The 25681-nt window shown below is 47.9% G+C and carries 24 protein-coding genes; 11 read left to right on the top strand and 13 right to left on the bottom strand.

What is annotated here, in order from left to right; genetic code table 11:
- Nucleotides 1-159 precede the first annotated feature (159 nt).
- From ACYZZ0_RS04665 to ACYZZ0_RS04635, 7 genes are all read left to right on the top strand, one after another.
- Complete coding sequence (locus tag ACYZZ0_RS04665; RefSeq protein WP_461535417.1) at nt 160-981, top strand: transporter substrate-binding domain-containing protein; 822 nt, start codon at nt 160-162, stop codon at nt 979-981.
- 24 nt (nt 982-1005) lie between these two features.
- The gene (gene msrA, locus ACYZZ0_RS04660; protein WP_461535416.1) at nt 1006-1638 is read left to right on the top strand and encodes a peptide-methionine (S)-S-oxide reductase MsrA; all 633 of its coding nucleotides are present in this window, start codon (nt 1006-1008) and stop codon (nt 1636-1638) included.
- A 383-nt stretch (nt 1639-2021) separates the two neighbouring features.
- On the top strand, nt 2022-2228 hold the full coding sequence (locus ACYZZ0_RS04655) for a cold-shock protein (protein WP_461535415.1): 207 nt from the start codon (nt 2022-2024) through the stop codon (nt 2226-2228).
- A 223-nt stretch (nt 2229-2451) separates the two neighbouring features.
- Complete coding sequence (locus ACYZZ0_RS04650; protein ID WP_461535414.1) at nt 2452-3909, top strand: M81 family metallopeptidase; 1458 nt, start codon at nt 2452-2454, stop codon at nt 3907-3909.
- A gap of 105 nt (nt 3910-4014) precedes the next feature.
- Nucleotides 4015-4644, top strand: coding sequence for a LysE family translocator (locus ACYZZ0_RS04645; RefSeq protein ID WP_461535413.1), 630 nt, complete (start codon nt 4015-4017; stop codon nt 4642-4644).
- 85 nt (nt 4645-4729) lie between these two features.
- Nucleotides 4730-5095, top strand: a complete 366-nt coding sequence (locus ACYZZ0_RS04640; protein WP_461535412.1) for a YacL family protein — start codon at nt 4730-4732, stop codon at nt 5093-5095.
- A gap of 75 nt (nt 5096-5170) precedes the next feature.
- A complete protein-coding gene (locus ACYZZ0_RS04635) occupies nt 5171-6094 on the top strand; it encodes a metallophosphoesterase (RefSeq protein ID WP_461535411.1) in 924 nt (307 codons plus the stop codon).
- A gap of 28 nt (nt 6095-6122) precedes the next feature.
- On the opposite strand, the gene ACYZZ0_RS04630 is transcribed toward ACYZZ0_RS04635, so the two are convergent.
- The 5 genes from ACYZZ0_RS04630 to ACYZZ0_RS04610 form a co-directional block, all read right to left on the bottom strand.
- Entirely contained in the window at nt 6123-7142 is a 1020-nt protein-coding gene (locus ACYZZ0_RS04630; protein ID WP_461535410.1) for a hypothetical protein, read from the bottom strand.
- Nucleotides 7143-7488: 346 nt separating this feature from the next.
- Entirely contained in the window at nt 7489-7980 is a 492-nt protein-coding gene (locus ACYZZ0_RS04625) for a nucleotidyltransferase domain-containing protein (protein ID WP_461535409.1), read from the bottom strand.
- Nucleotides 7977-9257: an NAD(P)/FAD-dependent oxidoreductase gene (locus tag ACYZZ0_RS04620; RefSeq protein WP_461535408.1), complete on the bottom strand. Its 1281-nt coding sequence runs from the start codon at nt 9255-9257 to the stop codon at nt 7977-7979. The genes ACYZZ0_RS04625 and ACYZZ0_RS04620 overlap by 4 nt, the downstream gene beginning before the upstream one ends.
- Nucleotides 9258-9401: 144 nt before the next feature.
- Entirely contained in the window at nt 9402-10301 is a 900-nt protein-coding gene (locus ACYZZ0_RS04615) for a Rossmann-fold NAD(P)-binding domain-containing protein (protein WP_461535407.1), read from the bottom strand.
- A gap of 339 nt (nt 10302-10640) precedes the next feature.
- Nucleotides 10641-11801, bottom strand: coding sequence for an iron-containing alcohol dehydrogenase (locus ACYZZ0_RS04610; protein WP_461535406.1), 1161 nt, complete (start codon nt 11799-11801; stop codon nt 10641-10643).
- A 131-nt stretch (nt 11802-11932) separates the two neighbouring features.
- Here ACYZZ0_RS04610 and ACYZZ0_RS04605 point away from each other — a divergent pair, with 131 nt between their 5' ends.
- Nucleotides 11933-12862 carry an AraC family transcriptional regulator gene (locus ACYZZ0_RS04605; protein ID WP_461535405.1) on the top strand — a complete coding sequence of 310 codons (930 nt, stop codon included), beginning with the start codon at nt 11933-11935 and terminating at the stop codon, nt 12860-12862.
- Here ACYZZ0_RS04605 and ACYZZ0_RS04600 read toward each other — a convergent pair.
- Nucleotides 12851-13912 (bottom strand): oxidoreductase, encoded by a 1062-nt coding sequence (locus ACYZZ0_RS04600; RefSeq protein ID WP_461535404.1) that lies wholly within the window; start codon nt 13910-13912, stop codon nt 12851-12853. The two genes, ACYZZ0_RS04605 and ACYZZ0_RS04600, sit on opposite strands and share 12 nt — an antisense overlap.
- Nucleotides 13913-14053: 141 nt before the next feature.
- Between ACYZZ0_RS04600 and deoC the strand changes: the two genes are divergently transcribed.
- On the top strand, nt 14054-14965 hold the full coding sequence (gene deoC, locus ACYZZ0_RS04595; protein ID WP_461535403.1) for a deoxyribose-phosphate aldolase: 912 nt from the start codon (nt 14054-14056) through the stop codon (nt 14963-14965).
- Here deoC and msrB read toward each other — a convergent pair.
- The 5 genes from msrB to ACYZZ0_RS04570 all read right to left on the bottom strand — a co-directional run bounded on the left by msrB (nt 14959) and on the right by ACYZZ0_RS04570 (nt 19841).
- Complete coding sequence (gene msrB / locus ACYZZ0_RS04590) at nt 14959-15366, bottom strand: peptide-methionine (R)-S-oxide reductase MsrB (RefSeq protein ID WP_461535426.1); 408 nt, start codon at nt 15364-15366, stop codon at nt 14959-14961. The genes deoC and msrB overlap by 7 nt on opposite strands.
- 82 nt (nt 15367-15448) lie before the next feature.
- Nucleotides 15449-16000 (bottom strand): disulfide bond formation protein DsbB, encoded by a 552-nt coding sequence (dsbB, locus tag ACYZZ0_RS04585; RefSeq protein WP_461535402.1) that lies wholly within the window; start codon nt 15998-16000, stop codon nt 15449-15451.
- A 39-nt stretch (nt 16001-16039) separates the two neighbouring features.
- Entirely contained in the window at nt 16040-16651 is a 612-nt protein-coding gene (locus tag ACYZZ0_RS04580; protein ID WP_461535401.1) for a thioredoxin domain-containing protein, read from the bottom strand.
- 259 nt (nt 16652-16910) lie between these two features.
- Nucleotides 16911-17804, bottom strand: a complete 894-nt coding sequence (locus ACYZZ0_RS04575; RefSeq protein ID WP_461535400.1) for a hypothetical protein — start codon at nt 17802-17804, stop codon at nt 16911-16913.
- A gap of 417 nt (nt 17805-18221) precedes the next feature.
- Nucleotides 18222-19841, bottom strand: a complete 1620-nt coding sequence (locus tag ACYZZ0_RS04570; protein WP_461535399.1) for a protein adenylyltransferase SelO — start codon at nt 19839-19841, stop codon at nt 18222-18224.
- A gap of 137 nt (nt 19842-19978) precedes the next feature.
- Here ACYZZ0_RS04570 and ACYZZ0_RS04565 point away from each other — a divergent pair, with 137 nt between their 5' ends.
- Nucleotides 19979-20635, top strand: coding sequence for a GNAT family N-acetyltransferase (locus ACYZZ0_RS04565; RefSeq protein WP_461535398.1), 657 nt, complete (start codon nt 19979-19981; stop codon nt 20633-20635).
- A gap of 94 nt (nt 20636-20729) precedes the next feature.
- Here the strand turns inward: ACYZZ0_RS04565 and ACYZZ0_RS04560 are convergent, their stop codons facing one another.
- Nucleotides 20730-21557, bottom strand: a complete 828-nt coding sequence (locus ACYZZ0_RS04560; protein ID WP_461535397.1) for a hypothetical protein — start codon at nt 21555-21557, stop codon at nt 20730-20732.
- Nucleotides 21558-22130: 573 nt separating this feature from the next.
- On the bottom strand, nt 22131-24614 hold the full coding sequence (locus ACYZZ0_RS04555; protein WP_461535396.1) for an inositol phosphate phosphatase SopB: 2484 nt from the start codon (nt 24612-24614) through the stop codon (nt 22131-22133).
- Between ACYZZ0_RS04555 and ACYZZ0_RS04550 the strand changes: the two genes are divergently transcribed.
- Nucleotides 24613-24741: a hypothetical protein gene (locus ACYZZ0_RS04550; protein ID WP_461535395.1), complete on the top strand. Its 129-nt coding sequence runs from the start codon at nt 24613-24615 to the stop codon at nt 24739-24741. The two genes, ACYZZ0_RS04555 and ACYZZ0_RS04550, sit on opposite strands and share 2 nt — an antisense overlap.
- The last annotated feature ends 940 nt before the right edge of the window (nt 24742-25681 follow it).

The following is a 25681-nucleotide window of genomic DNA, read 5'->3' as shown; positions in this document are numbered from 1 at the left end:
CTCACTGTTTATGTGGAATAACCACACCGCACAGTTCGCGCCTTGCCTGACGTAAACCATGAGCGGCTGGTCATATGTTTAATTGAGAACGCTCCCTAGTTCGCTTCGAAGATAGTTCTCTATGATAAAGGCAGTATCTGAATAACAGGATTGGTTCAAATGACTGCAACAATAATAACAAGAGTTAACTTTCTGCTGGTTGGCTGGTGGCTGTTAATGGCGACCACGCTAAATGCCGCTGATCATTCAGAATCGGGAACATCATTGATTGATCGGGTTATTGCTACCGGGAAAATCAAGGTAGCTGTCGCCCTGTATACCCCTGGGGTAATGAAAGATGAAGCTGGGCAGCTATCCGGTTTTGATGTTGATGTGGCACGCCAGCTGGCATCAGAGTTAAAAGCCGAGCCCGAGTTTGTCGAGCTGCCCTGGCAGGACTTGTCGAATGCTATCAGTGCTGGCAAGGCTGATATGGCTATCAGCAGTATGACGGTTACCGTTGAACGCAATCTGAAAGGCCTCTTCAGCATTCCCTATAACCGGACCAAACTGGTATTACTGGCCCGGCAGGATAAAGCGCTGGATAAAAAAACACAGATCCAGGACTTTGATAGCAGTGCTGTTAAAGTTGTTTCCCTGCAGGGAACGGTAGAAGCGCGGCTGGCAAAAGAGCGACTGCCAGATGCGATTCATCACCAGGTTCCCAGCCAGAAAGATCAGCTTGAAGCCCTGCTGTCGGGCTCGGCAGATATCACTCTGGTGGAGGTTTCCCGGGCACAGCAACTGTGGCGACAACATGAAGACGAGCTGTTTATGCCCACCGATGAACCTTTCTTCCGAGGGCAGGAGGCAATTATGTTGCCACGGGGCGATATTGATGGCCTTAATCTGGTAAATAACTGGATTTTACAACGTTTGGCCGATGGCTGGTTGCAGCAGCGGCATGATTACTGGTATATCTCTTCCGACTTGTCCGAGTAGTCAATGAAGTGGAAGGGGGCTGTTATGTGTCCAGATCTGAAATCCGAATTACCTGATACCGAAACAGCCTTGCCCGGTCGTGAACAGGCCATGCCGGTCACCGAAAATCATGTGGTATTTGATCGACCGCTGGATCAGGGCTGGCCGGAACATTTCCAGCAAGTATTGCTGGGATTGGGGTGTTTCTGGGGAGCGGAACGTCGCCTGTGGCAACAGGAAGGTGTATGGCTTACCGCTGTAGGTTATGCCGGTGGTGTGACCCCGAACCCGACTTATGATGAAGTGTGTACCGGTAAAACCGGTCATACTGAAGTCGTCAGTGTTGTTTTTGATCCTGCCGTTACCAGCCTTGAAAAGCTGCTGCAGGTATTCTGGGAATCCCATGACCCGACCCAGGGTATGCGTCAGGGTAATGACCGCGGAACCCAGTATCGCTCTGCTATTTACACCTTTGGTGAAGAACAGGCAGAGCAGGCCCGGGCATCAGCCAGCCATTATCAACAACAACTGGATGCTGCAGGTAAGGGAGCAATCACCACCGAAATTAGGGAAGCCCCGGTTTTCTATTTTGCCGAGACTTACCATCAACAATATCTGGCCCGGAATCCGGACGGTTATTGCGGGTTGGGTGGAACCGGTGTCTGCTTTCTTGATTAAGTGAGCGAATACTTCACCTGAATGCAGAATCAAATGCGTTTGCCAGTGTGAATCAAGTTACAATTCTAAACACTGCAAATTGTATTTAATTAACGTGTGGGTAATTGGCCTGAAATTCCTTTTCTGTGTTGATATCCACACGTGTTTGTTACTGATTTATCTCAGTTTTTTGAATGATATTCGGCAATATCAGGGAATATTCGTTGACGGGCAGTACCCGTTCTATATAATCGTTTATGCTTGAAATTCGTTTTATATTTATGCAATTCTCTTCGACGCCCTGTTTCCAGTCTCGTCCTGTTTGTCATAAGTAATAGCAATATTTCTCGCACAACCGCTCAGCATGAGCTATTAATTACGACTGATAAATTCAGGATATGACTATGTCTACTACTACCGGTACCGTTAAGTGGTTCAACGAATCCAAGGGCTTTGGCTTCATCGAACAGGAAAACGGCCCTGACGTATTCGCTCACTTCAGCGCTATCGTTGGCAGCGGCTTCAAGACTCTGGTTGAAGGCCAGAAAGTTGAGTTCACCGTAACTCAGGGCCAGAAAGGTCCTCAGGCTGAGAACATCGTTGTTCTGTAAGCCTCTCTGGTGAAGCTTAAGTAGCCATAATTCGGGTGCACTTTTAACAAGGATGCATCTGAATGAGAAAACCGACTCAAACGAGTCGGTTTTTTTATATCCACACTTTCCTGTCTTTCAAACCAGTCATTCATTCATCACGCTTTTATATTCATGCTAATCTGCTTCTGACCGTTCTACTGAACACTCTGGTGTAAAGCCGGAGCAAAGCGCAGGTTGTACCATGAAAGTTTTTGCGGGTGGCATTAACACCGAAACCAATACTTTTTCACCTGTTCCTACCGGCTTAAGTGATTTTGTCGTTGGTCGTATTGATAATGAAAGCCGTTCCTGTGAAAGTGAAATTCTACAGGCTGTCGGGCGTCTGGCCGAACAGCAGGGCTGGATATACCACCCGTCATTTATCGCGGTTGCTGTGCCTGGAGGTATTACTACCGCTACGGCCTATAAAACGCTCAAGGAGCTGTTGTTAAAAGAGCTTGAACAGGCCATGCCGGTTGATATGGTGTTTCTACATCTGCATGGTGCAATGGTGGCAACAGATTGCTCTGATTGTGAAGGCGACATCATATCGGCTGTCAGAACTGTAGTAGGGGCAAAGGTACCAATTGGGGTGGAGTTGGATCTGCACTGTCATTTGACACAAGCCATGTTGAATGAATCGGATGTGATTGCCATTTACCGGGAGTATCCCCATACCGACATTATCGAACGGGCTGAAGCACTTTTTTTAATGCTGGCTGACATCGTGCGCGGAAAAACCCGGCCGGTAATGGCAATGTATGATTGCCGTATGGTCAACCTGTATCCAACGGCACTTCAGCCCATGCGGCAGATAGTTGATAGTTTGGAGCAATATGAATCTCGGCCTGAGGTGATTTCAGCTAATATCGGTCATGGCTTTCCTTGGGGTGACGTTAAAGACTGTGGCACCAGAACACTGGTTATTACTGACAACGATCCACATCTGGCTCAGGAGCTGGCTTGTAAACTGGGTGAGGATATTTATAGACACCGGCATGAATTGCTACTACGTCCTCTAGGCTTGGATGAGGCATTGAACAGGGCAGCAATTTTTCCTCACACAGGAAAACCGTTGGTATTGGCAGATCAATCAGACAATCCAGGATGTGGTGCTGCTGGTGATTCTACCTTTGCTCTGGCAGCCATGCTTGAAAGGAAAGTAGCTGCGGCAGCTGTGGGTATGATATGGGATCCGCAAGTGGTGGAAATTGCCAAAAGAGCTGGTGAAGGCGCTACTTTGAATGTGCGACTGGGCGGAAAAGCTACATCAGGTTCCGGAATACCTTTGGATCTTGAAGTCCAAGTTGTTGGCATCAAAGAAAATCTGATTCAGCTTTTTCCCCAGAACAGATCTGAAGCAGTGCCTGCTCTCTGTGGTGATACTGTTTGCCTTGAGAGTGATGGAATATTTATTATTGTTAACAGTACTCGCTCCCAGGTTTTCAACCCGTCGATTTTTACTACATTTGGTCTGAAGCTGGAGCAGCTAAAACTCTTGGTGGTTAAATCCACTTTTCACTTTTATGCTGCTTTCGAGTCAGTGGCAGAGCAAATTATCCTGATGGCTGCTCCCGGCCCCCTGAATACCCGCTTTCAGGAGATTCCCTACCAGCATGCTGACCTGCATAAATACCCGTGGGTTGATGATCCCTTCTGATGACGTAAACGGGGCCTGGCTTGTGGGGCTTATGACCAGGTTGATTTACTTGGCGGGGCATTCCCCACATAATCGGCAGCATAAAACCACTAACGAGATTTCTATATGCTGTTTGATCTCTGGCCTGCAATTATAGCTTTAACACTCCTAACCATGGCACCGGGTGCAGATACGCTGATTATCATGCGTAATACCAGCCGCGGCGGTATGCTGGATGGTACTGTTACCAGTTTAGGTATTGGTAGCGGCTTGTTTGTTCATGCGCTGGTATCTGCAGCAGGTATTTCCGTTATTTTGCTTCAGTCTGCCATGGCTTTCAGTGCGCTTAAGCTGGCAGGTGCGGCTTATCTGATCTGGCTTGGTATCGGAAGCCTGAGGCAGGTGTTTAACGGCCAGGGCGGGTTGAATGTTGAAGCTTCAGGCAAGCAGACTTTCAGTGCTGTGCGCTCCTATCGTGAGGGGCTGCTGTCTAATGTACTTAATCCGAAAACAGTTATCTTCTATATGGCGTTCCTGCCGCAGTTTATTGATCCGGAAGGTTCGGCGCTGATTCAGTCAATGATTCTGGCAGGTATGCACTTTATTATCTCAATGATCTGGCAGACTGGACTGGCGCTGATGGTAAACAAGGCTCGGAGCTGGCTGGCCAAGCCTTCAGTCAATCGTGGGTTTAATACCCTGACCGGCGGACTGCTGGTCAGTCTGGGTGCTGGTTTGGCTCTGAAGAGTAACTAATTGGAAAAACCAGTCCCCTGAAAATACCTATTCAATATAAATCCTGCGTTCATAAAATAGGCTCACTTTTGAGTGAGTCTGTTTTATGGAATATCAATTTCGACGTGATCTGTTCGGGCGTGCCGATGCCACTTTCTCTATGGGCCATGAGGCGATAGGGAGCTGGTTGCTGGAAGAGGTCGGTACCCGCCAGAGCAAAATTTCAGAACTTCTGAATGTTATTGCAAACCTTAAGGAAGGGCAGGGCTGGGAATCTATCCACGAAGGTGAACAGTTCAACCTGACACTTACCCGGGATTCAGCCGAAGTGAGAGCTGATCTGCTGGATACCGATATGTTGCCTGACGACTCGGAGCTGGATTACTACGACGATGAATCGTGTAGTCACTGTGGTCTGGATGACTTTCAGGAGATGCTGATTGCGTGGCGGCAGTTTATTCAGGAAGCATAATGTCCGGCTTGCCTCTGCTGATTATTAAAGAGCAGAATGAATAATTAATCTGCTCATACAGAAAAAACTCTCTATATGTACGACATTATTGGCGATATCCATGGTCATGGAACAGAGCTGGAACTATTGCTGGAAAAACTGGGTTACAGTCTCTCTAACGGGGCATATCGGCATCCAGAAAGGACTGCGATCTTTGCCGGAGATTTTATTGACCGGGGGCAGGAAGAGAGAAAGGTCATTAATATTTGCCGTCCTATGGTCGAGCAGGGCAGTGCATTGGCTGTAATGGGAAACCATGAGTTTAATGCTGTTTGCTATGCGACGCGGGTTGTAGGCAGTGAGGATGATTATCTCCGCTCGCACCGAAAGCCCAGAAATACCACCGAGCATGCTGCATTTCTTGCCGAGTATCCTTTTGAATCTCCTGAACACCAGGAAACGATTGCATGGTTTAAAACACTACCCCTGTTTCTTGAGTTGGATGGTATTCGGGTTATTCATGCAGTCTGGCATCACCCCAGCCTTCGAATAGCCAAGCCCTGGCTCGACGGGAAAAACTGTCTTAAGCCGGATGCCTATCATGCTGCATCAGATAAAGACCATCCGCTGTATGATGCTGTCGAACATTTGCTGAAAGGGATTGAAATGCCTTTGCCTGCAGGTGAAAGCTTTCAGGACTTTGGCGGCACTATCCGCACAAGTGCCCGGATAAAGTGGTGGAAGGATAAGGCGACAACACTTGATCAGGTAGCCATTTTGGCACCGCCGGAGCCCTTGAAGACGATAAAGCTACCTGAGGATAGATATCGATATCAGGATGATATTCCCTTGTTTTTTGGTCACTACTGGTTTGGCGGAAGACCTGAGCCGACATCGGACAAGCTTGCTTGTGTGGATTACAGTGTGGCCAAACCGGGCGGCAAGCTGGTGGCTTATCGGTGGTCGGGTGAGTCAAATTTATCGGCTGATAATTATCTATGGGTAACCAGAAAGGGATAATGCTTTGAATGGTATATGTAACATAATATTAGTTTGGTGAGGTTGTGGCGAAAGGGACATTTTGCCAGTTCGTGAAAAGATAGAGATGGCGGATGATTCGATAGGCTCTGTAATTTTTATCCTGATACAGGCACCAGGTAATGGCTTGAGCAAGTTCGTCGGCAGATGCTGTCAATTCTGTAAACAAGATAAACAGTTGATTGAACGCTCCCTGAAGCTCTGGTGGAAGCTCCTCCCAGCAGGGCATTGATACATAAATGTAATTATCAATCCATGTTCTAGTTGCGGAGTACAGCTCAGGATCCATAATTTTTTGTAGCTGCAGAGGTAGACAAAAGATGAACTGTATATCTGGAACATCTTCAGGCTGTACTTGTTTTCTGGGACGTTTCCCTTTTTTGTTTTTTTCAGCTTCGGGCTGCCTGATAAAAGTTTGTAGCGTAATTTCTGCTAACGCTTCAAGTGGTTGTAAACTATGTCCTATGCTTGCAAACCTGCTGCGTGTCAGAGCCTGATAAGAACAGCTGATTCTATGCCACTGCTCCTCCTTGTAATCTGCAAGCTCCTCTGGCGTTTTCGGTGCACTATCAGACTGATATGTTTTCGCTGCCACCATAATTTCTAATACAGGAATCCTCAAGTCAGGTTTGTAGAAATATCCTGTTGTCAGACTGTATCCTTCGGGGTGCCATTGCTCTTCGAGTCTTATATCACCAATATTCAGTTGCAGATGTAACTGACCGTCAGCATCATAGGATACTTTATTGAGCTTGATAGCAGGTTGATTTTGCCCGGGGTTATAGTGTTGATAGAAACAAAAAGAGGGTAGCAAGTGCCTCTCGAAATCAATCTCACAATATTTATCTGTTAATTTGTTGGCTATTGCCACAGCAAAGCCAGTAAGCGAACCTTCTGTTTCATTCAAAGAAACTTCAGTTGATTCATCTCTAATGGGCTCAGGGATTGGGTTAAGCCAGAAAATAGCGGCTTCAGTGCAAAAAACACATGAAATACTGCAGAGAAAGGTAAAACATCTACCTCTTGGCATGGGCTGCTGTTTCTCGTTGTTATTAAAACCTATGGAAACGTAGTCTAGCCGCTGAATTTAATCTGTGGTTATTGTTGGATATACATTAATCAAGTTACCGAGTTTGACTGTAAGATAAAAACGCTTTAACTGGATGGCTTTCTCTAAATTCTTATTTTGCACTGATCATATCTGTTTTGTTTAGTATCGATTGGAAGAGCAGAAACCAAACTTGTTAAATATAAAAAATTCCCGTCCGTAGAAGGGTGAAGCTAAGTGAGGCCATTCGAGCCTTTCAGCATCACCAGGGTCAAGATGCTTATTGGTAGCTGGCAGGCTGATTGTTTTAACCCTTCCAGATAATCTTTCAGGTTGTTATAGCAGCGATATCTGCCAGATCGACTGGTCGTCCCAGCTTCTGTTTGTAACCAATCAAATCTTTTGCACTCATTACTGCAACTTTTAAACCCATCAGTTCTATTCGTGAGTGACGATCAAAATCAACCGGCTGAACTTCCCAAAGTCCGGTTAACTGATTAAACATCCGAATATTATCGGCCTTGCAGATCTCAATCAGCTGACCTTCATAATTCAACTCTGCCAGTTCCAGATCCCAGTTTTCATCCTGGTAACGGGTTGAAGGCTGGCTGATATAGTCAGCGCCAAAATCCAGTACCGCAGCATAATATTCCGCTGGAATATACATATCGATATCTGCCAATGGGCGTTTGCTGCCATAGGCAATAGCAGCCAGACCACCGGTAATCAGATAGGGAATCTTCTGCTGGTGGAGATAATCGGTTATCCATTTGAGTGCAGCCTTGGCTGCACTGTGAGTTATTACTTCACTGTTCATCATGAACCCAGCCTGTCTTGCAGTTCGGCTTTCCAGATTGCCATGGCCAGCGCCGGTTTGCGCAAAATTTTGGGTGTTGGAATCCACTTGTGACGTATTTTGGAAAATACATCAAAGCGCTCGGCGGTACCCGCCATCGCCTCAGCCACCACACGACCAGCGATATTGGTCAGGGATACACCGTGTCCGGTATAACCATGAGCGGTGTAGATATCATTGCCCAAGTGATCGATATGGGGCATATATTCACGAGTGGCAGAGAACAGACCGCCCCAGTGATATTCCATCTTTACATCATCCAGCTGGGGGAATACTTTCAGCATGCGTTGGCGCAGGCGTTCCCGGGTATCCGGGTGTTCACCGTTGAAAGGGTGATTTACGCCACCGAACAAAATACGACCATCCGCAGTCGGACGGAAATAGTCCAGACAGTTATTAAGGTCGGACATGGCCATTTTGTTTGTAATCGGTTGTCTGTCACCCAGCGGCTCGGTTACGCCGATATAGGAGATAATCGGTAGCACCTTGTTTTCAGCTTTCTTGTGCAGACCGTCAATATAGGCATTGCAGGCCAGTAATACCTGCCTTGCTTTTACACTGCCTTTTGCGGTGTTAATCCGGTTTGGCCAGCCCTGGACTATTTTGGTGGCAGCGCTGTTCTCATAGATTCTTACGCCCAGATTCATCGCCGCACGAGCCAGTCCTACGGTGTAATTATGGGGATGAATATGAGCACTGTTGGGGTCAAACAGTCCGCCAATGTAACGATCTGAAGAGGTCACTTCACGTATCTTGTCCCTATCCCACCAGCTGATGCCGTCATAGTCGTAGTGAGATTCCATCAAGTCCTGATAGGCTTTCAGCTCTTTCACATGACTGGGCTTGATCGCCAGCTCGATGCAGTTCTGCTGAAGATCACAGTCAATACTGAATTCCCTGATGCGGTCGCGCACAATATCCAGTGACTCACAGGACAGATCCCACAGTTTTTTGCCCCAGTCCGGCCCAAAAGCTTCATCTACTTCATGCAGACCAAGACAATATCCGACCAGGCACATGCCTCCATTCCGTCCGGAAGCACCCCAGGCAATACGGTTGGCTTCCAGTATCACCACATCATAGCCACGCTTGCGCAGCTCGATAGCGGCATTAAAGCCGGTCATCCCACCGCCAATAATGCAGACATCTGCGGTTATTTCACTGTCCAGTTCAGGCTGTAATGGCAGTTGATGCCCGGTCGCTTGATAGTAGGAGTCGATATAGCCGCTGGCCTGGCTCATGGTGATTTCTCAATAGGAAAAACAAGGGACCATTACACTCGGGCAGGTCAGTACTGATTCGGGTGAGAGGTCTATAAGGGGGCGGATTATCAAAGGGAATTGTCGGGCTGACAATAGGGATAGATGCCAGTTGCTGCAGAGTTGTCACAATGTATAACGATATTCTGCAAGAAGCCCCTTTTGAATATTGGATGGAATTCCATGCTGTATAAAAAAGCAATCGAGTATCTTTTGTTCGAGCTTTTCTGGCGGCAACTGCATCCCGGTACTGAGTTGACCTGATTCGGCTGCTTCAAGCATATACAGTCCGCAGGCAGAATAGAGAGTCATAATCGGATCAATATATTTCATCTGGGTTGGCTCCTGCAGGATAAAGTTTAGTGGCAAGCGCTGGTTCAGAACCCGTGCTTTCGGGATGGCATCACCGTATTCATCCTGAGCGCCCATATTGGCCAGGATGGCCTTGCTATTGATAAAGTCTTCCACCGGATATTGTTGTGAAATCAGATTCTCGACGCCTGTTGCTGTTACTATCAGGTGAGTCTTTTGCACTGCCTGCATCACCCTGTTGATTTGCCTGCAGTCAATAAAATCGAAGTTGTTATTTGAACTAAAAGTCCCGGGGAAATCTGTGACCGTTACAATAGCGCCCTGATGCTTGAGACTGGCTGTAATACCTTTGCCGACCTTGCCAAATCCAAATACTAGACAAGGCTTGCCATCAAGCTGATCAAGTCCGAGTTGTCTCAGTGATCTTATAAAGCCGTCTGGTGTACCCAGTATGGTTTCTACTTTTTTGATTCTGGAGCCGTCAACATTAATCCAGTTCTTATCCGGGTTCCTAGCATACAGCATTGCACCACTGCGAGTTAACTCGATATACCCGCAACGGGAAACGTTCTGTCGGTGTTGTCCGGTGCAGTCGAGCACGATATCAAAGGTTTCGGCAGGATCTATTAGTGGCCTGCAGTCTATATTGCACTGTTGAAGTAACGTCACTGTATCTGGATCAGGATGGATTTCCTGAGGCCAGCTGACAGTCACTTTGGCTCCGGCTTCCAGCTAGGGTAGCAGAGCAGGTAAAGTCCCCATAAATAAAGGACATGCGAACAACACCCGCTGGTTCTGAAGCTCTGGTTTGTTTCTGAAGTGACGGGAAATAAGTCGGGAGCAGGGATATGTATCTGGAGAAAAGAAGGTCTCGATTGTGGTTGTCAGTTGTGGAAACTGCAGCATTAATTTGAGCACCTGGCCTTATAAACAATCCTTATTCTAGTCTGGTGTAACGAATGTCTGCCAATGGCTCGATAGCACATGCTCTTCATTATCAAGACCAGCCCTGAAAGCGAGCTGGCCTGATTGTAACCTTAGGGCGTCCGGCGATTACGCGTAAGAATGCTCCAGAATCTGGCGGCTGGTTTCCAGTGTCAGGTCACCAGTTTCAGACATTGCAACCATACCATGAGCTTCCAGTGCATTAATAACATCACTGACTTGCTCACGCTTTACGCCGTATTCAGACAGGCGTGTTTTAACACCCAGAGATTCAAAGAAGGCTCGGGTTTTGCTGATCGCCCGTTCAATCCGCTCTTCTTCATCACCTTCGGTAATATCCCAGACACGCTCGGCATATTGCAGCAGTTTGGCCCGCTTCTTGTCTTTACGCAGGGCCCAGAGTGAAGGCTGAATAATGGCCAGACTCTGGGCATGATCAATACCGAACAGTGCGGTGAGTTCATGACCAATCATATGGGTGCTCCAGTCCTGGGGAACGCCGGCGCCGATAAAGCCGTTCAGAGCCCAGGTTGCACTCCATACCAGTGTCGCACGGGCATCGTAGTTTTCCGGTTCTGCCAGGGTGACCGGGCCGGTTTCGATCAGGGTCTTGAGTAGACCTTCTGCGGTACGGTCCTGTACTGAGGCATTAACCGGGAAGGTGACGTACTGTTCCAGAATATGAACAAAGGCATCAACTACACCGTTGGCAACCTGAACCTTTGGCAAACTGAAAGTCAGGGTCGGATCAAGGAATGAGAACTTCGGGAACAGCATCGGGCTCATTACCGGGAACTTGCCGCCCTGATAGGAGATAACAGCACCCATATTCATTTCGGAGCCGGTGGCTGGCAGTGTGGCTACGGTTGCCAGCGGCACTGCCTTTTCAATAGGCAGCGGGGAAAAACCATGTTGCAACAGGCTTTCTTCAGAACCTTCGTAAGGGGCTGCGGCTGAAACAAACTTGGTGCCGTCCATTACGGAGCCACCACCAACGGCCAGCAGAAAATCGATATTCTCCTTGCGTACCAGTTCTACAGCACGCATCAGGGTATCGAACTGGGGATTAGGTTCGATGCCGCCAAATTCAATCACTTCGCGTTGCCCCAGACCGTTAAGCACCTTATCCAGCGTGCCAAACTTTTTAACACTGCCACCGCCGTACAGCACCAGTACTTTGGCATTCTGTGGTACCAGCTTGTCCAGTTCCGCCAGTCGGTCCTGTCCAAACACAATATGAGTCGGGTTGAAGTAATCAAAAGATTGCATGGTTTGTATCCTCTCGTTTATGGCCTACAGGTTACCTAAGCATTGAAAATTAAGAAGAGGTAAACCGCGCAAAAACATGCCTAAAACTATCACTTATGCATTTTATGTGTGCTTTTTAAACGGAACGGGTTATGCTGCGGGACAGCAATATACAAGGCACGATTGGAGTATGGCTAATGAACCCGCTGGCCAATTTATTGAACAATCTGGCACCGGAGGAGGGTTATAACCCGACAGCTCTAAAAGGGGTGGGCGTGTTTAAGGCCACTACTTCCAGCCCTCGCCAGCCCCTGTGTTACAGCCAGGGCATGATTATTATGGCGCAGGGTTTTAAACGGGTTCATCTGGAAGAAGCAGTGTTTGAATATAATCCGGATAACTATCTGGTACTGACACTGCCGATGCCGGCTGAATGCGAAACGCTGGTGGAGCCTGACAAACCGTTACTGTCGCTGGTTATCGATATTGATATCAACCAGTTGAATGAGCTGGTGCGGTTATTTGATGAACATGGTGAAGCTTGTACCGACAATAGTCTGGCTGAGTGCAAAAGCCTGTATGTGAGCCGGGTTACTGAACCGTTTGCGGCTACTGTCTTGCGACTGGCTCAAAGCCTGCAGTCGCCATTGCAGCGTGATGTGCTGGGCCAGAGTCTGGTGCGTGAGGTCTTATATCATGCTCTCTGTGGTGAACAGGCCGGTCCGCTGTTTTCGCTGGCATTGCATAATACTCATCTTGCCCGGCTGGAGCGGGCGCTGAAGTATCTGCATGAGCATTTTGACCAACCGCTGGATGTGGATCAGCTGGCAGCGCTGGCCAATATGAGTCCTTCAACGTTTCACCGTAACTTTCGCCAGATTATGGCTTCATCACCGATTCAGTATCTGAAAAAGCTGAGACTGAACAAGGCCAGGGAACTGCTGCTGGATCAGGGGTTAAAAGTAAAGCAGGCCGCAAACCGGGTAGGGTATGAAAGCTCCACCCAGTTCAGCCGGGAATTCAAACGCTATTTTGGCAAGACACCCCGGGATATCAGCTCGCTGGTCGAATTAACGGCCTGATTCTGCAGCATCATGGCTGACAGTCAGTGTTCGACCCTGTGCGCTGCTTTGCATGGCCAGCTTGATCAGTCTGATATTCCACAGAGCATCTTCGGCTGTTACCGGCACTTCAGCACCGTTTCGAATCGCAGCGGCTATAGCGTTGAAATAGTGCTGATAGCCTCCGGTTTCGGTTATTACCGGTTGCTGTGTTTCGGCAGTGTAGAGCGTGCCGTATTGTGTCTGTGCTTCCTGACCCCAGGCCGGTGTTGTCGGTTTTATGCCTGCTTTCAGTTGGTCTTCCTGTGGATCCAGGCCGTACTTTTCAAAGCTGCCCAGAGTGCCCCTAACGCTGAACCGTTTATTGGGACCGGCACTGAACAGATCACTGTGCAGAATGACCTGCTTATCAGGGTAGTGCAGGATGATATTGAAGTAGTCGACGGTTTCTGCCTTATCACGCAGCATTTGGCACTGTGCTGTTAAAGCCTCGGGAAGACCAAACAGATCCAGTGCCTGGTCAATAAGGTGAGGTCCCAAGTCAAACAGAATACCACCGCCGTCAGCGGCCTGCTCCCGCCAGCGTTGTCTGACTTCCGGTCGGAACCGGTCAAAGCGGGATTCAAACAGTTTGATATCACCCAGCTTTTGGTTCTCAATCAGCTTTTTAACGGTCATAAAATCACCATCCCAGCGGCGATTATGATAAACACTGAGTACCCGCTGTTTTGCTCTGGCCAGTTCGATCAGGCGTTCACCGTCTGCTACCCGGGTGACAAATGGCTTTTCCAGAATGACATGCTTACCCTGTTCCAGCGCCAGGGCTGCCAGTTCAAAATGAACGTCATTAGGGGCGGTAATAATAACCAGTTCGGCATCTGACTCGGTCAGCAAAGCCTCTGCTGAAGAATAATGATCAACATTCGGCCAGTCTTGTTGAACCGCCCCTGTCTGCGAGCTGCTGATGGCACTGAACTCAAACTGTTGTAGTTGAGAAATAAAAGGGATATGAAACGTACGGGCTGAATAGCCATAACCGACAACGGCTGTTTTAATCGGTCTGGTTTGCATTATGCGTTTTCCTGAAGATAGATATTTGCTGGAGACTGTTATGAGCATAAAAATACTGGTCTAGAATCATTTATCTTGCCTGTCATGGGTTATGGCAGGTCGAGATAAAAAGTTGGCATAAAAGGTCAGGGGCCAGTATTTATGCGCATTCATATCCATTTTGTCTGTCTGACAAAAAGATGTCTGCTGGTTAGTTTTGCTCTGTTAGCAGTGCTTCAACTTGTGGCTGTGAGTCAGGCTGTAGCTCAGACTATGGCACATGCCCCTGATCAACAACAGGCACGAAGCAATGCCTTGCTGGCTATTCAGCATACCGACCATACCAGACTGCCAAAACCAGGCCAGACTCTGACGAACACTGATATTGCCGAGTTCTGCAAGCGGGTTGTCGAGAATGGAGAACGATACAAAATATATCCTGCAGCAATATGTATTCCACTTGAATATTTGAATGATGCCAAAGAGCAACTGGCGGGAACCGATGTCAAAGTGGCTGTGGTTGTGAACTTTCCCCACGGAGGTCCTGATATCGCCAGCGCACTGGATCAAATTGCTGCTGCACGCCGCGGGCGGGCAGATGAAGTGGATCTGGTTGTGCCTTATAACGAATTTAAAAAAGGCCACAGTGATATTGTGGCTGAGATGGTAAAAAAGTGTAAGAACGCCTGTGGCGGGATGCAGCTCAAGGCTATTCTGGAAACCGGAGCACTGGACAGCCCGGGGCAGATCAGAAAGCTTGCCGGGCTGGTGCTGGACTCAGGGGCAGACACCATTAAAACATCAACGGGTATGATCGCTGTCGGTGCCACAGAAAACGCCGTACAAACCATGGCTGAGGTGATAAAAGCTCGTGGTAGCCGGCATGGCCTGAAAATCTCCGGAGGTATCCGTACCTGCGAAGATGCTGAGAGATATCTGGCGATCGTCAATAAAACACTGGGCGCCGAGTGGGTAGATGCTCATTTGAGATTTGGTGCCAGTTCATTGTACCCGGCACTGGTCAATTATCTTTATGAGCAACCCAGTGAATTGCAGGCGTCTGGCAGCTATTGAGAGGTGTTGTCACCGTCTTTAAAGCTGAGTGCGACGGAATTCATACAGTAACGGTTTCCGGTGGGATGGGGACCGTCAGGAAAAACATGACCCAGGTGAGCCTCGCAGTTGGCGCAGCGCACTTCGGTTCGGTGCATACCGTGGCTGTGATCTTCTATGTAGATAACGGCGTCGGGATCAACTGTTTGCCAGAAACTGGGCCAGCCACAGCCGGCATCAAACTTGGTGGTTGAATCAAACAGCACTTGATTGCAGCAAACACAATGATAAACGCCATTGCGGTCAAAGACTGCGTACTCGCCGGAAAAAGGGATTTCAGTACCGGACTGGCGACAGACCCGGAATTGTTCGTCAGTCAGTTCTTCCCGCCATTGTGCTTCAGATTTTTTTACTTTCATTATGAATCTCCGCTGGCTTGTAAATATGAACTGCTCAGAATGTCGGTGGCTGTCGGGCAGTCTCTCACTACCCGACGCCTGATTATTACTTCTTCTTGAACAGGCTGATAACACACAGTGCAAAAGCTGCAATATACACACTGAAGATAACGGTCATCCACTGCGCCATATTCATGCCAAGCAATGACCAGCCATCTTCACCACAGAAGCCGGTGGGGAAGAACATATCCGGCCACCAGTCGTACAGCGGCAGGTTAAACGGAAAGGTGGGCAGGGCATTACAGGTCATAAACATACCGTCAGCACCATAGTAGCCAAGTTGCTTCATGGCCACCTTTAAGCCGTATACGGCGCCAACAATCCAGATCAGATAACCAATGCTACGAACGATCCGGTTTCTCGGGGCAATCATCATAACCGCGGCAGCAATTGCCAGCAGCATAACGGCCAGCCGCTGATAGACACAAAGCTCGCAGGGGTCCAGATACATTACATACTGGAAATACCAGGCGGTTGATTCCAGAAATACCGCTGTCAGCAGCATAATCAGCCAGGTAATGCGGTAATTCTGCCAGTTCTGAATAGCGGTCAGCGGAGCAGAGCGGAAGTCCGCCCAAAGTGTTGCCAATGCGTTCAAGTCAGTACAGCTCCTTGTTGGTTAACCAGCCCGTAACCTTCAGGGCTGAGCCAGCAAATAGTCGATTAAAGCATAGAATTGATCAAAAGACTCCAGACTGTCCATCCGGATCAGATAGCGACCATTGACAATAAATGCCGGGGTGGAAGGAACAGTCTTTTCGAAATCTTCCCAGTGCTGGAACTTCTGCTGAAGCTCGGCAGTCTTGACCGCATTATCAAACTCTTCACGGGTCAATCCGGCTTTGGCCAAAGTGGCAAAGAACTGTTTATCAGAGCTCCAGTCCCCGATTCTTTCGTCGTGTATTGCTGTAAACAGTGCCTTTTTGACAGCAGCCTCTTCCCCGGTCTGCTCAGCTGCAAGCAGAGCTTTACTAACCTGATCGCCATAATCGGCAACAAAGGCGATATGAGCCTGATTGAACTTGACCTTTTTGCTGACCATATCTTCTTTTACCGCACCCAGCAATTGCTGTTCCCAGCGATAGCAGTGACCGCAATACACAGAGTAGACTTCTGTCAGGGTCGGAGCGTCAGTCTTTTCAAAGCGGGCTGGCAGCTTGTCGTAGTTCTGGCCTTCGGAAAAGCTGTAGCCAAAAGCAGTGAGTGGCAGTGTCAGCAGCAGTGCTGCAGTGGCGAATATTTTTTTCATTGATTATCCCCCGGTAACGGATACCTGAAGCGGTTAGGCGGGTTTTTTGACAGGTTAATCGTCCTTTTTATGAGTATGTTTTTATATAGGGGTTTTGACGTACTGTTGGCTCAGGTATCCCGGCTGCACAGAGTGGGTAACAAGTTGTTAACGTGCTGGATTCTGAGGCTCGGAAAGTCGTTTTCCTGCGCCATTTCGTGTTCGAGATCACAGGGAAAAGATGTTTGTTTAACTATTCGAACCAGCTGTCTGTGAGCTTTTAGTCTGGTTCATCTATTTCACTTACCATATTGGTTTGGTCATTTTTCTCACACTTGAAAAAACAAACTGTGACACTCATGGTGTGGGTATCATCGCTTTCTGTCTCGATATATATCTTTTCCATTCGTTGTAAAAATCCTTGAAGGTCATTAATTCTACCGGGAACCATATAGCTCGCGTATTCACCGATTCCATCACTCAATAAAAAGCAATGCCTTGATACAGGAGATCGTTCAAAGCAGAAGAAATAACTCATATCATAATCAGCGCTGTATAATTTCATCACCAAACAGGTACTTGTTTGTTGCAGTTGCGTTCGAAGAAATGAGATAAACCCTGTGCCGGGCGCGTATTCCAGAGGCACAACCCGGTATTGTTGTTGACTTTTTAGCCAATCCTTTATCTCATCCAGAGCAAAGCCATCACCAGTTCTGCAACTCTCTTGAGCCCATTGATAGATAGTCTGTAGCCATAGGCATTCACTACTTTTCTCTACATCTACCTGAGTAAGGGCAGGTGGTTTCATCGATGCAGGAACTGTTAATTCTTGAGTATGGCGACCAGCAGCCGTAAGCCGGGCTATTTCATCATGGTTGTAAATCAACCAGTCAAGCCATTCCTCCCATTCCAAATAATCTGACAATAAAAAGCACTTCCTGAAACTTGGATCGGATCCAAACTCTTCAACAATATCGCACTTTGCTTTTACACGCTTTTGAATATTTAGTTTTGCTTGTGAGGGGCGCTTTCGTTGCTGGGGTTTTAATGGGGCTACAAAAGCCGAAGTCTTTTGCAGCGAAGTGAGAGGTCCAGATATGCCTGCGTCTTTTGAGGCTGTTTGAGTTACGGAGACTGTTTCAGGTGAAGGATTCTGATTGTTTTTCTGATTCATTTCGATCAATACCTCATCAGCATCTATCAATTGTGGAGGTGGAGTCGATTTTCTTGGAGGATGATCTCGTCTTCGGTATTGATGAGGTATTTTATTATCTCGCCTGCGGTCAGGTGTGACTCGGACTCGCTGAACACCGCAATTATTGCAGTACCCCTTAACAAGTCTTGATTGACATACATAGCACGTTGCTGGACCGGAATAAGTTGATTGTGCTAGCAAAGCAATAATTATGAACAGCAGGATTAGTGAAAGGCGCTCAATCTTATTATTACAAAGCATAAGAACATTCAGCCAGCATGTTGATTTCTACAGTTTATAAAAAACATAGCCATCTGATGCAAAACGTTCTTTATGTTTTGTAATTATTTATGTCTCATGCAGTAAGTTTTAAGCATTCTCTTTGTGGTCAGTTTGTTATGAACTGCAAGAGAGCATGGAGCATCCAGCCCTATGACGTGCCCACTCCGGCCGTTTGGCTGCAAACTGCTCCTTGTCAGGCTGCTCATCATATGGGTGACGCAGTGTATCCATCAGTTCTTCAAGCAGGGAATTATCGCCTTGCTCGACCTTGTCGATTGCCATCTGGGCAAGGTAATTGCGAAGTACATATTTAGGGTTGACGGCATCCATGCGCTGGCGGCGCTCCTTGTAGGGGGAGCCATCCTGCATCATTCGGTGGCGATAACTTTTGAGCCAGTCGGCAAACTGCTGCAGCGTGTCACCTGATAACTGCTCGGGCTGATAGAAAGCATCCATCAATGGGTTGAGCAGCTCGTCATTTGTCGACTCTTTAAAACTGTCCGAAGTTATATCCATTGCTCCAAGGCGGCGATAGAAAACGGTCATATCCGTTTCGGCAAGTTTAAGTGTCTGGTGCAGATCCGTGGTCAGCGTGTCATCAGTCGCAGCATCATAATGCTTCAGTCCCAGCTTGGCTGCCATGGTTTGCTGTCGATGGGCGACAAAGGTTTCTGAGTAGACTTCCAGTGCCTGCTGCAGTGGTTCAACCTGTTCTACCATTGGAAGTAGTGAATTTGCCAGCTGAACCAGATTCCACAGCCCGATTTCCGGCTGTCGTCCATAGCAGTAACGACGGCCCGAGGCATCGGTAGTATTGGGAGTCCAACCGGGATCATAGTCTTCCAGCCAGCCATAGGGGCCATAATCAATGGTCAGGCCTAGAATCGACATATTGTCAGTGTTCATCACCCCATGAACAAACCCGACTCGCATCCAGTGGCAAATCATAATGGCCGTGCGGCGACAGACATCTGTAAACCATTCGGTAATAACCTTTGGGGTTAATTCCCGTTGCTCATTAAAATCTGTCCGCAGAGTGTACTCGGTAAAACGGCGCAGCAGATCAGTATCTCCCTGAGCCGTCAGAATCTGGAAATTACCAAAGCGAGTGAAGGACGGCGCTGTACGGCAGACCACCGCGCCGGGCTCGGCTTTCGGACGGCCATCATAAAACATATCCCGGGTAACTGTTTCCCCGGTCAGCATAAGGCTCAGCGCTCGGGTGGTCGGAACACCAAGGTGGTGCATAGCCTCACTGCAGAGAAACTCCCGCAGCGATGACCGGAGTACTGCCAGGCCATCAGCCATGCGGGAGTAGGGCGTTGGGCCTGCCCCTTTCAATTGTAACGCCCAGCGTTTGCCGTGACGGTTTATCACCTCACCGAGATTAATGGCTCGGCCATCGCCCAGTTGGCCCGCCCACTGACCGAACTGATGACCACCATAACAGGTCGCGTAGGGGTCCATCTCTGGCAGAAGCCGGTTACCACTGAATACTTCTGTAAAGCGAAGTGTCAGACAGCTTTCGGAGCTGAGATCCAGCTCTGCTGCCATTTCTCTGGAAAAGGCAACCAGTTCTGGATTGCTGAACCCGACCGGCTGCACCCGGGAATAACAGGCATTTCTGACCTGACGGATATTGTTGGATTGTTCAGAGTCTGCAGGAAGCTCTGCAGTAAAGCGATTATCAAACTGTAGTGCATCCAGCGCGCGATAGTTATCTGATGGGTTCATTACAGTTTGTCCTGTTGATGTCTTTATTGCCCGGATTTTACTGGCCGGGAAAAAGGAAGCAACCTGCTGTTACTCTCAGCCTATCAGTTCTACGCTCTTGGGCAGGAGCTCTTTTTAGCGTACCTTATGCGATTGCCATGCTACTGCATCGAAGTGTTTATAATGCTGTGCTGGATGCCGGCTTCAAGCCTGTCTACTACCCGTGGAGCCGGGCGGTTTGCATGAATAATCTATGGGAGCAGTTGCGTGGGGGGGAATATATTGCAGCTCAGGAAGCACGATACGACTTTTCTATCGATATGAATCCACCGGGGCTATCCGGTGTGGTTGCATTAATGCCACTGGAGCAGCCGTCAAAGCCGGCCGGGTTTGTCGAGTTTACCCAGCGTATCTATACCGGAAGGGATGAACGGTTCACCATGTTTATGCTGGGCGATGATCCTGATCTTGAAACTGCCGAATTTCAGAACCCTAATGCTGTTTTTATCGAAAGAATTGGTGTACTGCCTTTATACCGGGGGCGTCAGCTGGGGCAGTTGCTGCTTTGCTGCGTCATTGATCTTGCGAGGTTTCACAGTGATTGCAGTTTTCTGGCGCTTGAAGCATTGGAGGGGGTAGAGAATTACTATCTGAAAATGGGGATGTGGCGGATATCTACCCGTTATCGTTTCTTTATGTTGCCTCGCATTGATTTTTCCTTTTCAAGCGTTGTGCAGTTTTACCGGCAGCATGGCATTTCATCACTGTGTCAGGATGTTATTGACATCTCTGACAGGCTGGAGCGGCTTGTTTGATGCGAGTGCAGCAAATATATCAACAGCAACAAACCAGATCATTGATCCAGTTTGCTGCCGGGCTTATGCCCTCTTCCGGTTGCGATCTGATCACTCAATTAACGCTGGCTGATGAAGAAAAGCGGGTCCACTGAGTTGTATGCAGTTTAAAGGAGGTTACCGGTGTTCGTGTAGGTGATAGATTGTCCCGGCGAACTTCAAGAGACGTAATTTTTGCTTCGCTGAATTCATATACATAGGTTTGTCCCAGTGAATCTACAGTGATTTCCATTCTGGAGCCTGCAGGCTTGTTCACTGTACAGGGAAAGGGAGCAAGAGAAAGTGATTCCTGATCCTGTTGCATGTCATCACCCTGTTTTGCCTGTGGAATGGCCGTTTTATCTGTTGCACACATCAGGCGAAGCATGGTTCCAAGTATGGGTTTATCCAACAGCGGTAGTACTATATTGGGGCTAGTACCATGAAGCTGATCTTCTCCGGGTAGCAGAGCATGAGCAGGGGTATATCCCGGGGTTTGCTTCATACCCTCATCAACCGTCATAATCTGGGTGAGATCAATCCAGTGGTTTCCGCCGGTATAGAGGGTGATAAACAGTTCAATTAAATCGCCTGTTGTGTCCTCACTGTCGCCCTCTGGCGGAGCATATACCAGATTGATACAGAGACAATCCTGCTCTCCAAGACCGCCGATAATCATCTCAAAGATCTGCTCTGCCGGCAGGGCATGAAAATAAGCGGGAATTCCCGGTACCCTCGTTAACTTATAGCTTTTATCGTCAATACCGCAGCCATTCATAAGCTTACTCTTGTCATTGGTGGCTGTGAACTGCTGCAACTCCTGCTGTAATGCAGCTGCTGGTGTCTGATCCTTCCCAAGGTTGAAAGCTGTGAGTGATGGATCAAGCGTGGCTGCGATAGCCATAAAAGCTGCTGTTTGGGTAATTGGCTTATCGGGTTGAGGACCGGCTACGGAAGTAGAGTCAGTGTCTTCTTCCGGTTCAATAAAAGACGAGAATGTTTTCGCATGACAGATGATGTCGGGGGTTAGGGGAAATGCATCGTCCTCAGCTGAATCTGTAAATTCCTGATTTTCTCCGACCTTTCGAATTTCAATGCGTTTTATATGCTGTCCGGGGCTGTGACCGGTAGCAGAATATTTAAAGCGTTTTTCTCGCACTACGGCATCGGTTTTATCAAACTTAAGGGGATATACAGTGCCGTTGGCCGTAATAAGCGAGCTCTGAATAAAACAAAACAGGCCGGCAATGAATAAACTGCAAGAACGAAGAAACCACTGGTACATGGTTATTGCTCCAATATCACAGTATCAAAGTGGGTGAGTCGCTATTATAGGAGGATAAAATACATACGCGTCCTGTCGTTTTAGCATGAGAAGGTGGATGTTATAAATACTTGATATTTGAATATTTTTGCTTTTTATCTTACTGAAAGGGATGAGGTCAGTAATTCTTGATTAAAAAATGTGAGCTTATATTTACCACCAGTTTTTGATTGGCTTCACCCTTCGGTTCAATACCGGAAAAACTGTAACGGCACACCCCATCATATATTTTCTGACCTTGTATCCTGGAATTGCAGTTGACATTAACTGGTTTTCTTCCTGCCCACTGTTGAGGCTGAACTGGCAACAGTGAAAGTGATCGGTTTCGGTAAGATACCTGAAAGGTAGCGGTACAATCAGGCATGTGGGGTTTTGCTGATACTGAAGCCTCGCAAAGTAGCAGTCAGCTGCCATTTTCATATCGCTCTGGCTTTTGTTTCCGGTTCTGTCCTTGGCGCTTTTACAGCCAATCACATTGACTGCACCGAGCATTCGTCCCAGTTCAGTTATCAGGTTGCTGAAATACATGGGCTCCGGAAGGAGTTTGCGATGGAGCTGATTACTGAACAAAAATCGAATCAGCTGTACCAGCTCCTCAATTTCCTGTCGCTCTGCACTGTCTGCAGATAATCTCGAGGCTACTTGATTGGTATAACCGGTATATGCTTCTATCGGATCCAGTGAACCAAAAAGCTCCAGCAGAGTGTCCTGAGTTACATCATCAGCGCAGTGCCATGTGCCAAGGCTGGGTATCACACTGTCAAAAGCCAGCTCGTTACAGGGGCAGACCACCATAAAAATTCGCGGCTGGACGGTGACAGGGTGTACACCACCTTTGCGATCGGTGATCGAGAGTGTTATCGGGGGGCCGCTATTCAGTTGCTTGATATATTCTCTGGTTTTGAGCACCCATTTCTGTTCTTTATCGTCGATAGGCATCTTGCTTCTTACTGAATCAGGACTTAGCAGGCAGTTATAAAAAATTGTCAGTTTGACAGGAGGGTGAGAGTGGGGCATTGCCATTGCCCGGGCCAGTTCTGCGGGGTACTTCTGTATCAGGGCTGCGGTGAGGATTTCTCTCCAACGCAGAGCCGTAACTGTTTTGCGTTTCTGCCGATCGACAGCAAAGGCGTAAGGAATACCTACCCTGATCTCATCATAAATGACCAACGGGCCCAGCTTCATTGAAGCCAGCATCATATTGACACAGTGCTCGGCTTCATCTCTTTTCATTGATGGACTGAGCCGGTTGTTGTACTGAATTTCAAATGGATCGCAATTATTTCTGGGTTTGGCTCCGGGAGGACTGAGACTTTGTGGGCTGGCCGGGATATGGGCGGGTGGTTCAACACGAAGGGCGCCGGCAGGTTCATATTTCAAAACCAGCGGATGGTATTTACCCGCAAACCTGTACATGATCGTTTTGGTGAAAGGTTGACACTGTGTTTCCTGTATCTGCTGGATCAGGGTCTCTTCGTATTCGCTGTCCAGGCCTGCATCATGCAATTTCTCGAGTATTAGTGACTCGAAACCCAGTAAGCGGGCAATCATATCAGGCCAGAAGATTGAGTTAGCTGCGCTTAATTGAAGATTTACCTTGTCGTGTGCTTCATTGATGACCTGTAGTGATGCCCTTGCTTTTCTATTTTTGCTTTTCGTTGATAGCAACTGATTAGCCGTTGAATGGCTCAATACCACGCTGTTTAAAGCACAGGAAATACCCCGGAAATCATTTGTCTGCAATACTTCCAGCATACTGCAGTGTTCTTCTAGTTGAGTTTTCAGGCTGGATTGGTCCGTTGTAATGGCCTCTCTGAGATAAGCGGGTAGTGATTCCATCTCCCGTAAGTTCTTACATGCCTTATCGAAGGTGGTAATAAGACTTTTGGCTTTCTGAATCAGCAGATCATAATCCGTTGTACCCAAACTTCGATAAGGTGACCGATGCAGTGTATCGAGTACTTGATCCAGAATAGTTCCAAAAAAATTGAATTCTTCAGCAGGTCTGGATAATAAAGGGGATAGCCAGCTAGCAATTTCACATATTTGAGTGGCTGGCCGAGACGCTGTTTGTGTCAGTATATGGCCGAGCTCGGATAGTTCCCGGCAACATGCAGGCTGATATGACTTTATAATCACTGTCAGCGAGTCTTTCAGGGACTCCGGTTTAATATGCTCTACCTGCTGTAACCTCCCCAGGCTGCGAGTACACAATTCATAGAGTGCATCACGGTCATAGCAGGGCATGTCACACACTGGCTGTCCCAAGCTCTGTACGGCGATTGTGTTCAGCAGGCAGTGCGGCCTGTCCGGGTGTGTCTCCAGTTGGAGAACTGACCATATGTTACTATCTGAAGGTGGGGATGTTTCCAGCACAGACTCCTGAACAAAGGCTTCGGGAGCGAGATCCTCCTCCAGAACATCGACTGATTCATAGGTCCGTGGATCATCTTCTGTGAGCTGGTTGGCCAGAAGTTGATACATGGTCTCTTCTGTTGCGGTCGGGAAAGCTATATTTAATGCTATCTTTGCCCTTTCCCGTTCTGATTCTGACAAGGTATAGCGGGATAGCATGGAATCGCTGAAAGTTCGCTTGAGGGATAAACCATGACCAGAGCTGCTGCTGGAGCTGATCATGGTTAAACTTCTGTCTCTAAAGCCGGGTGAAGGACTATCGATTGACAGTTTTCCGGGGCTGGTATCAGTCGTTAAAACCATGGCCTTGGGTCGGCTTTGTTTTCTTTCTGGCCGTTTCTCGCGATAAACGACCTCCCATGAGCCTGACGATTTGGTTGTACAGAGCGGTGGTGTTTCTTCCGGCACACTCTCTTTATCAGCCTCAACGCTTTCGGTCAGGTCTGATACTGTTGAACAATCAGTAAGGTATTGATCGAGTGCTTTGCCCCTTGAGTCGAAAACCTGACCAGGATGATAAGTAAAGAATGAGACTTTTTTGCCAGAGTATTCATCCCCGGGCTTCAATAAGTCTTGCAGCAATGAGTGAACCCTTTCACAAGAAAGAGGCTCGGTCACGATCCCGTCCTCACTTATGAGTTGATACTGGTTATGAGGCCCGGGCAAAAAATGCAGCACGGCGATGTGCCAGCCATGGTATGAATCCTTGAAACACAACTGTGATAACCCATAGGGTAATGGGCCATCCTGGGGGACAGAAAATTGTTCGGAAGGACAAATACTGTAGTGAGCTGCTATCAAGCTGATGAAAGCCGGATCATGATTTTGTCGCAGAACATGAAGGAAATCAAAAGGCTCAAGGTCAGGCGGGTCTACATAGTGAAAAGAAAGTGATTGACTGCTCAGAGTTGTTTCCAGTTTTATCTGAAAAAGATTTATCGGTTCCGGTAAGTGAATATCCGGTGTTTCGCTTGTTTGTCTGCGAGGGGGGGGTGGGATTGAGATAGGCTCGCTTCGGGTTGGCCCTGCCGGTCTGGAGAGATTTGCAGAAGTACAGGATTTTGCGCAGTCAGGACATGCGACCCGGCCTATTTCTGAAATAAAGGTATGCACCTTGTGATGTTTTTTGCAGTAACTGGTGCCGGAGGTTTTAGCCTGGGAAGGGAATAGCAGTATACCTATGCAAACAAAGCATATCTGCAGAATTAACCATGAGTTTACAGTTCGTGCTTTGAATACATTTATCATCACATGCTGCTGGTCTGATTTATTGCCTGTTGTTAGTTCTT

The organism is Spongorhabdus nitratireducens, from assembly GCA_947387575.1.
GTDB lineage: Bacteria > Pseudomonadota > Gammaproteobacteria > Pseudomonadales > Endozoicomonadaceae > CANDOC01.
This window is presented reverse-complemented; position numbering and strand designations above follow the sequence as displayed.

Excerpts from the sequence above, each read along its gene's own strand:
- ACYZZ0_RS04665 (WP_461535417.1), top strand. The coding sequence starts at position 160 with ATGACTGCAACAATAATAACAAGAGTTAACTTTCTGCTGGTTGGCTGG.
- msrA (WP_461535416.1), top strand. The coding sequence starts at position 1,006 with ATGTGTCCAGATCTGAAATCCGAATTACCTGATACCGAAACAGCCTTG.
- ACYZZ0_RS04655 (WP_461535415.1), top strand. The coding sequence starts at position 2,022 with ATGTCTACTACTACCGGTACCGTTAAGTGGTTCAACGAATCCAAGGGC.
- ACYZZ0_RS04650 (WP_461535414.1), top strand. The coding sequence starts at position 2,452 with ATGAAAGTTTTTGCGGGTGGCATTAACACCGAAACCAATACTTTTTCA.
- ACYZZ0_RS04645 (WP_461535413.1), top strand. The coding sequence starts at position 4,015 with ATGCTGTTTGATCTCTGGCCTGCAATTATAGCTTTAACACTCCTAACC.
- ACYZZ0_RS04640 (WP_461535412.1), top strand. The coding sequence starts at position 4,730 with ATGGAATATCAATTTCGACGTGATCTGTTCGGGCGTGCCGATGCCACT.
- ACYZZ0_RS04635 (WP_461535411.1), top strand. The coding sequence starts at position 5,171 with ATGTACGACATTATTGGCGATATCCATGGTCATGGAACAGAGCTGGAA.
- ACYZZ0_RS04630 (WP_461535410.1), bottom strand. The coding sequence starts at position 7,142 with ATGCCAAGAGGTAGATGTTTTACCTTTCTCTGCAGTATTTCATGTGTT.
- ACYZZ0_RS04625 (WP_461535409.1), bottom strand. The coding sequence starts at position 7,980 with ATGATGAACAGTGAAGTAATAACTCACAGTGCAGCCAAGGCTGCACTC.
- ACYZZ0_RS04620 (WP_461535408.1), bottom strand. The coding sequence starts at position 9,257 with ATGAGCCAGGCCAGCGGCTATATCGACTCCTACTATCAAGCGACCGGG.
- ACYZZ0_RS04610 (WP_461535406.1), bottom strand. The coding sequence starts at position 11,801 with ATGCAATCTTTTGATTACTTCAACCCGACTCATATTGTGTTTGGACAG.
- ACYZZ0_RS04605 (WP_461535405.1), top strand. The coding sequence starts at position 11,933 with ATGCTGCGGGACAGCAATATACAAGGCACGATTGGAGTATGGCTAATG.
- ACYZZ0_RS04600 (WP_461535404.1), bottom strand. The coding sequence starts at position 13,912 with ATGCAAACCAGACCGATTAAAACAGCCGTTGTCGGTTATGGCTATTCA.
- deoC (WP_461535403.1), top strand. The coding sequence starts at position 14,054 with ATGCGCATTCATATCCATTTTGTCTGTCTGACAAAAAGATGTCTGCTG.
- ACYZZ0_RS04580 (WP_461535401.1), bottom strand. The coding sequence starts at position 16,651 with ATGAAAAAAATATTCGCCACTGCAGCACTGCTGCTGACACTGCCACTC.
- ACYZZ0_RS04575 (WP_461535400.1), bottom strand. The coding sequence starts at position 17,804 with ATGAATCAGAAAAACAATCAGAATCCTTCACCTGAAACAGTCTCCGTA.
- ACYZZ0_RS04570 (WP_461535399.1), bottom strand. The coding sequence starts at position 19,841 with ATGAACCCATCAGATAACTATCGCGCGCTGGATGCACTACAGTTTGAT.
- ACYZZ0_RS04565 (WP_461535398.1), top strand. The coding sequence starts at position 19,979 with ATGCTACTGCATCGAAGTGTTTATAATGCTGTGCTGGATGCCGGCTTC.
- ACYZZ0_RS04560 (WP_461535397.1), bottom strand. The coding sequence starts at position 21,557 with ATGGCTATCGCAGCCACGCTTGATCCATCACTCACAGCTTTCAACCTT.
- ACYZZ0_RS04550 (WP_461535395.1), top strand. The coding sequence starts at position 24,613 with ATGGTTAAACTTCTGTCTCTAAAGCCGGGTGAAGGACTATCGATTGAC.
- ACYZZ0_RS04555 (WP_461535396.1), bottom strand. The coding sequence starts at position 24,614 with ATGATCAGCTCCAGCAGCAGCTCTGGTCATGGTTTATCCCTCAAGCGA.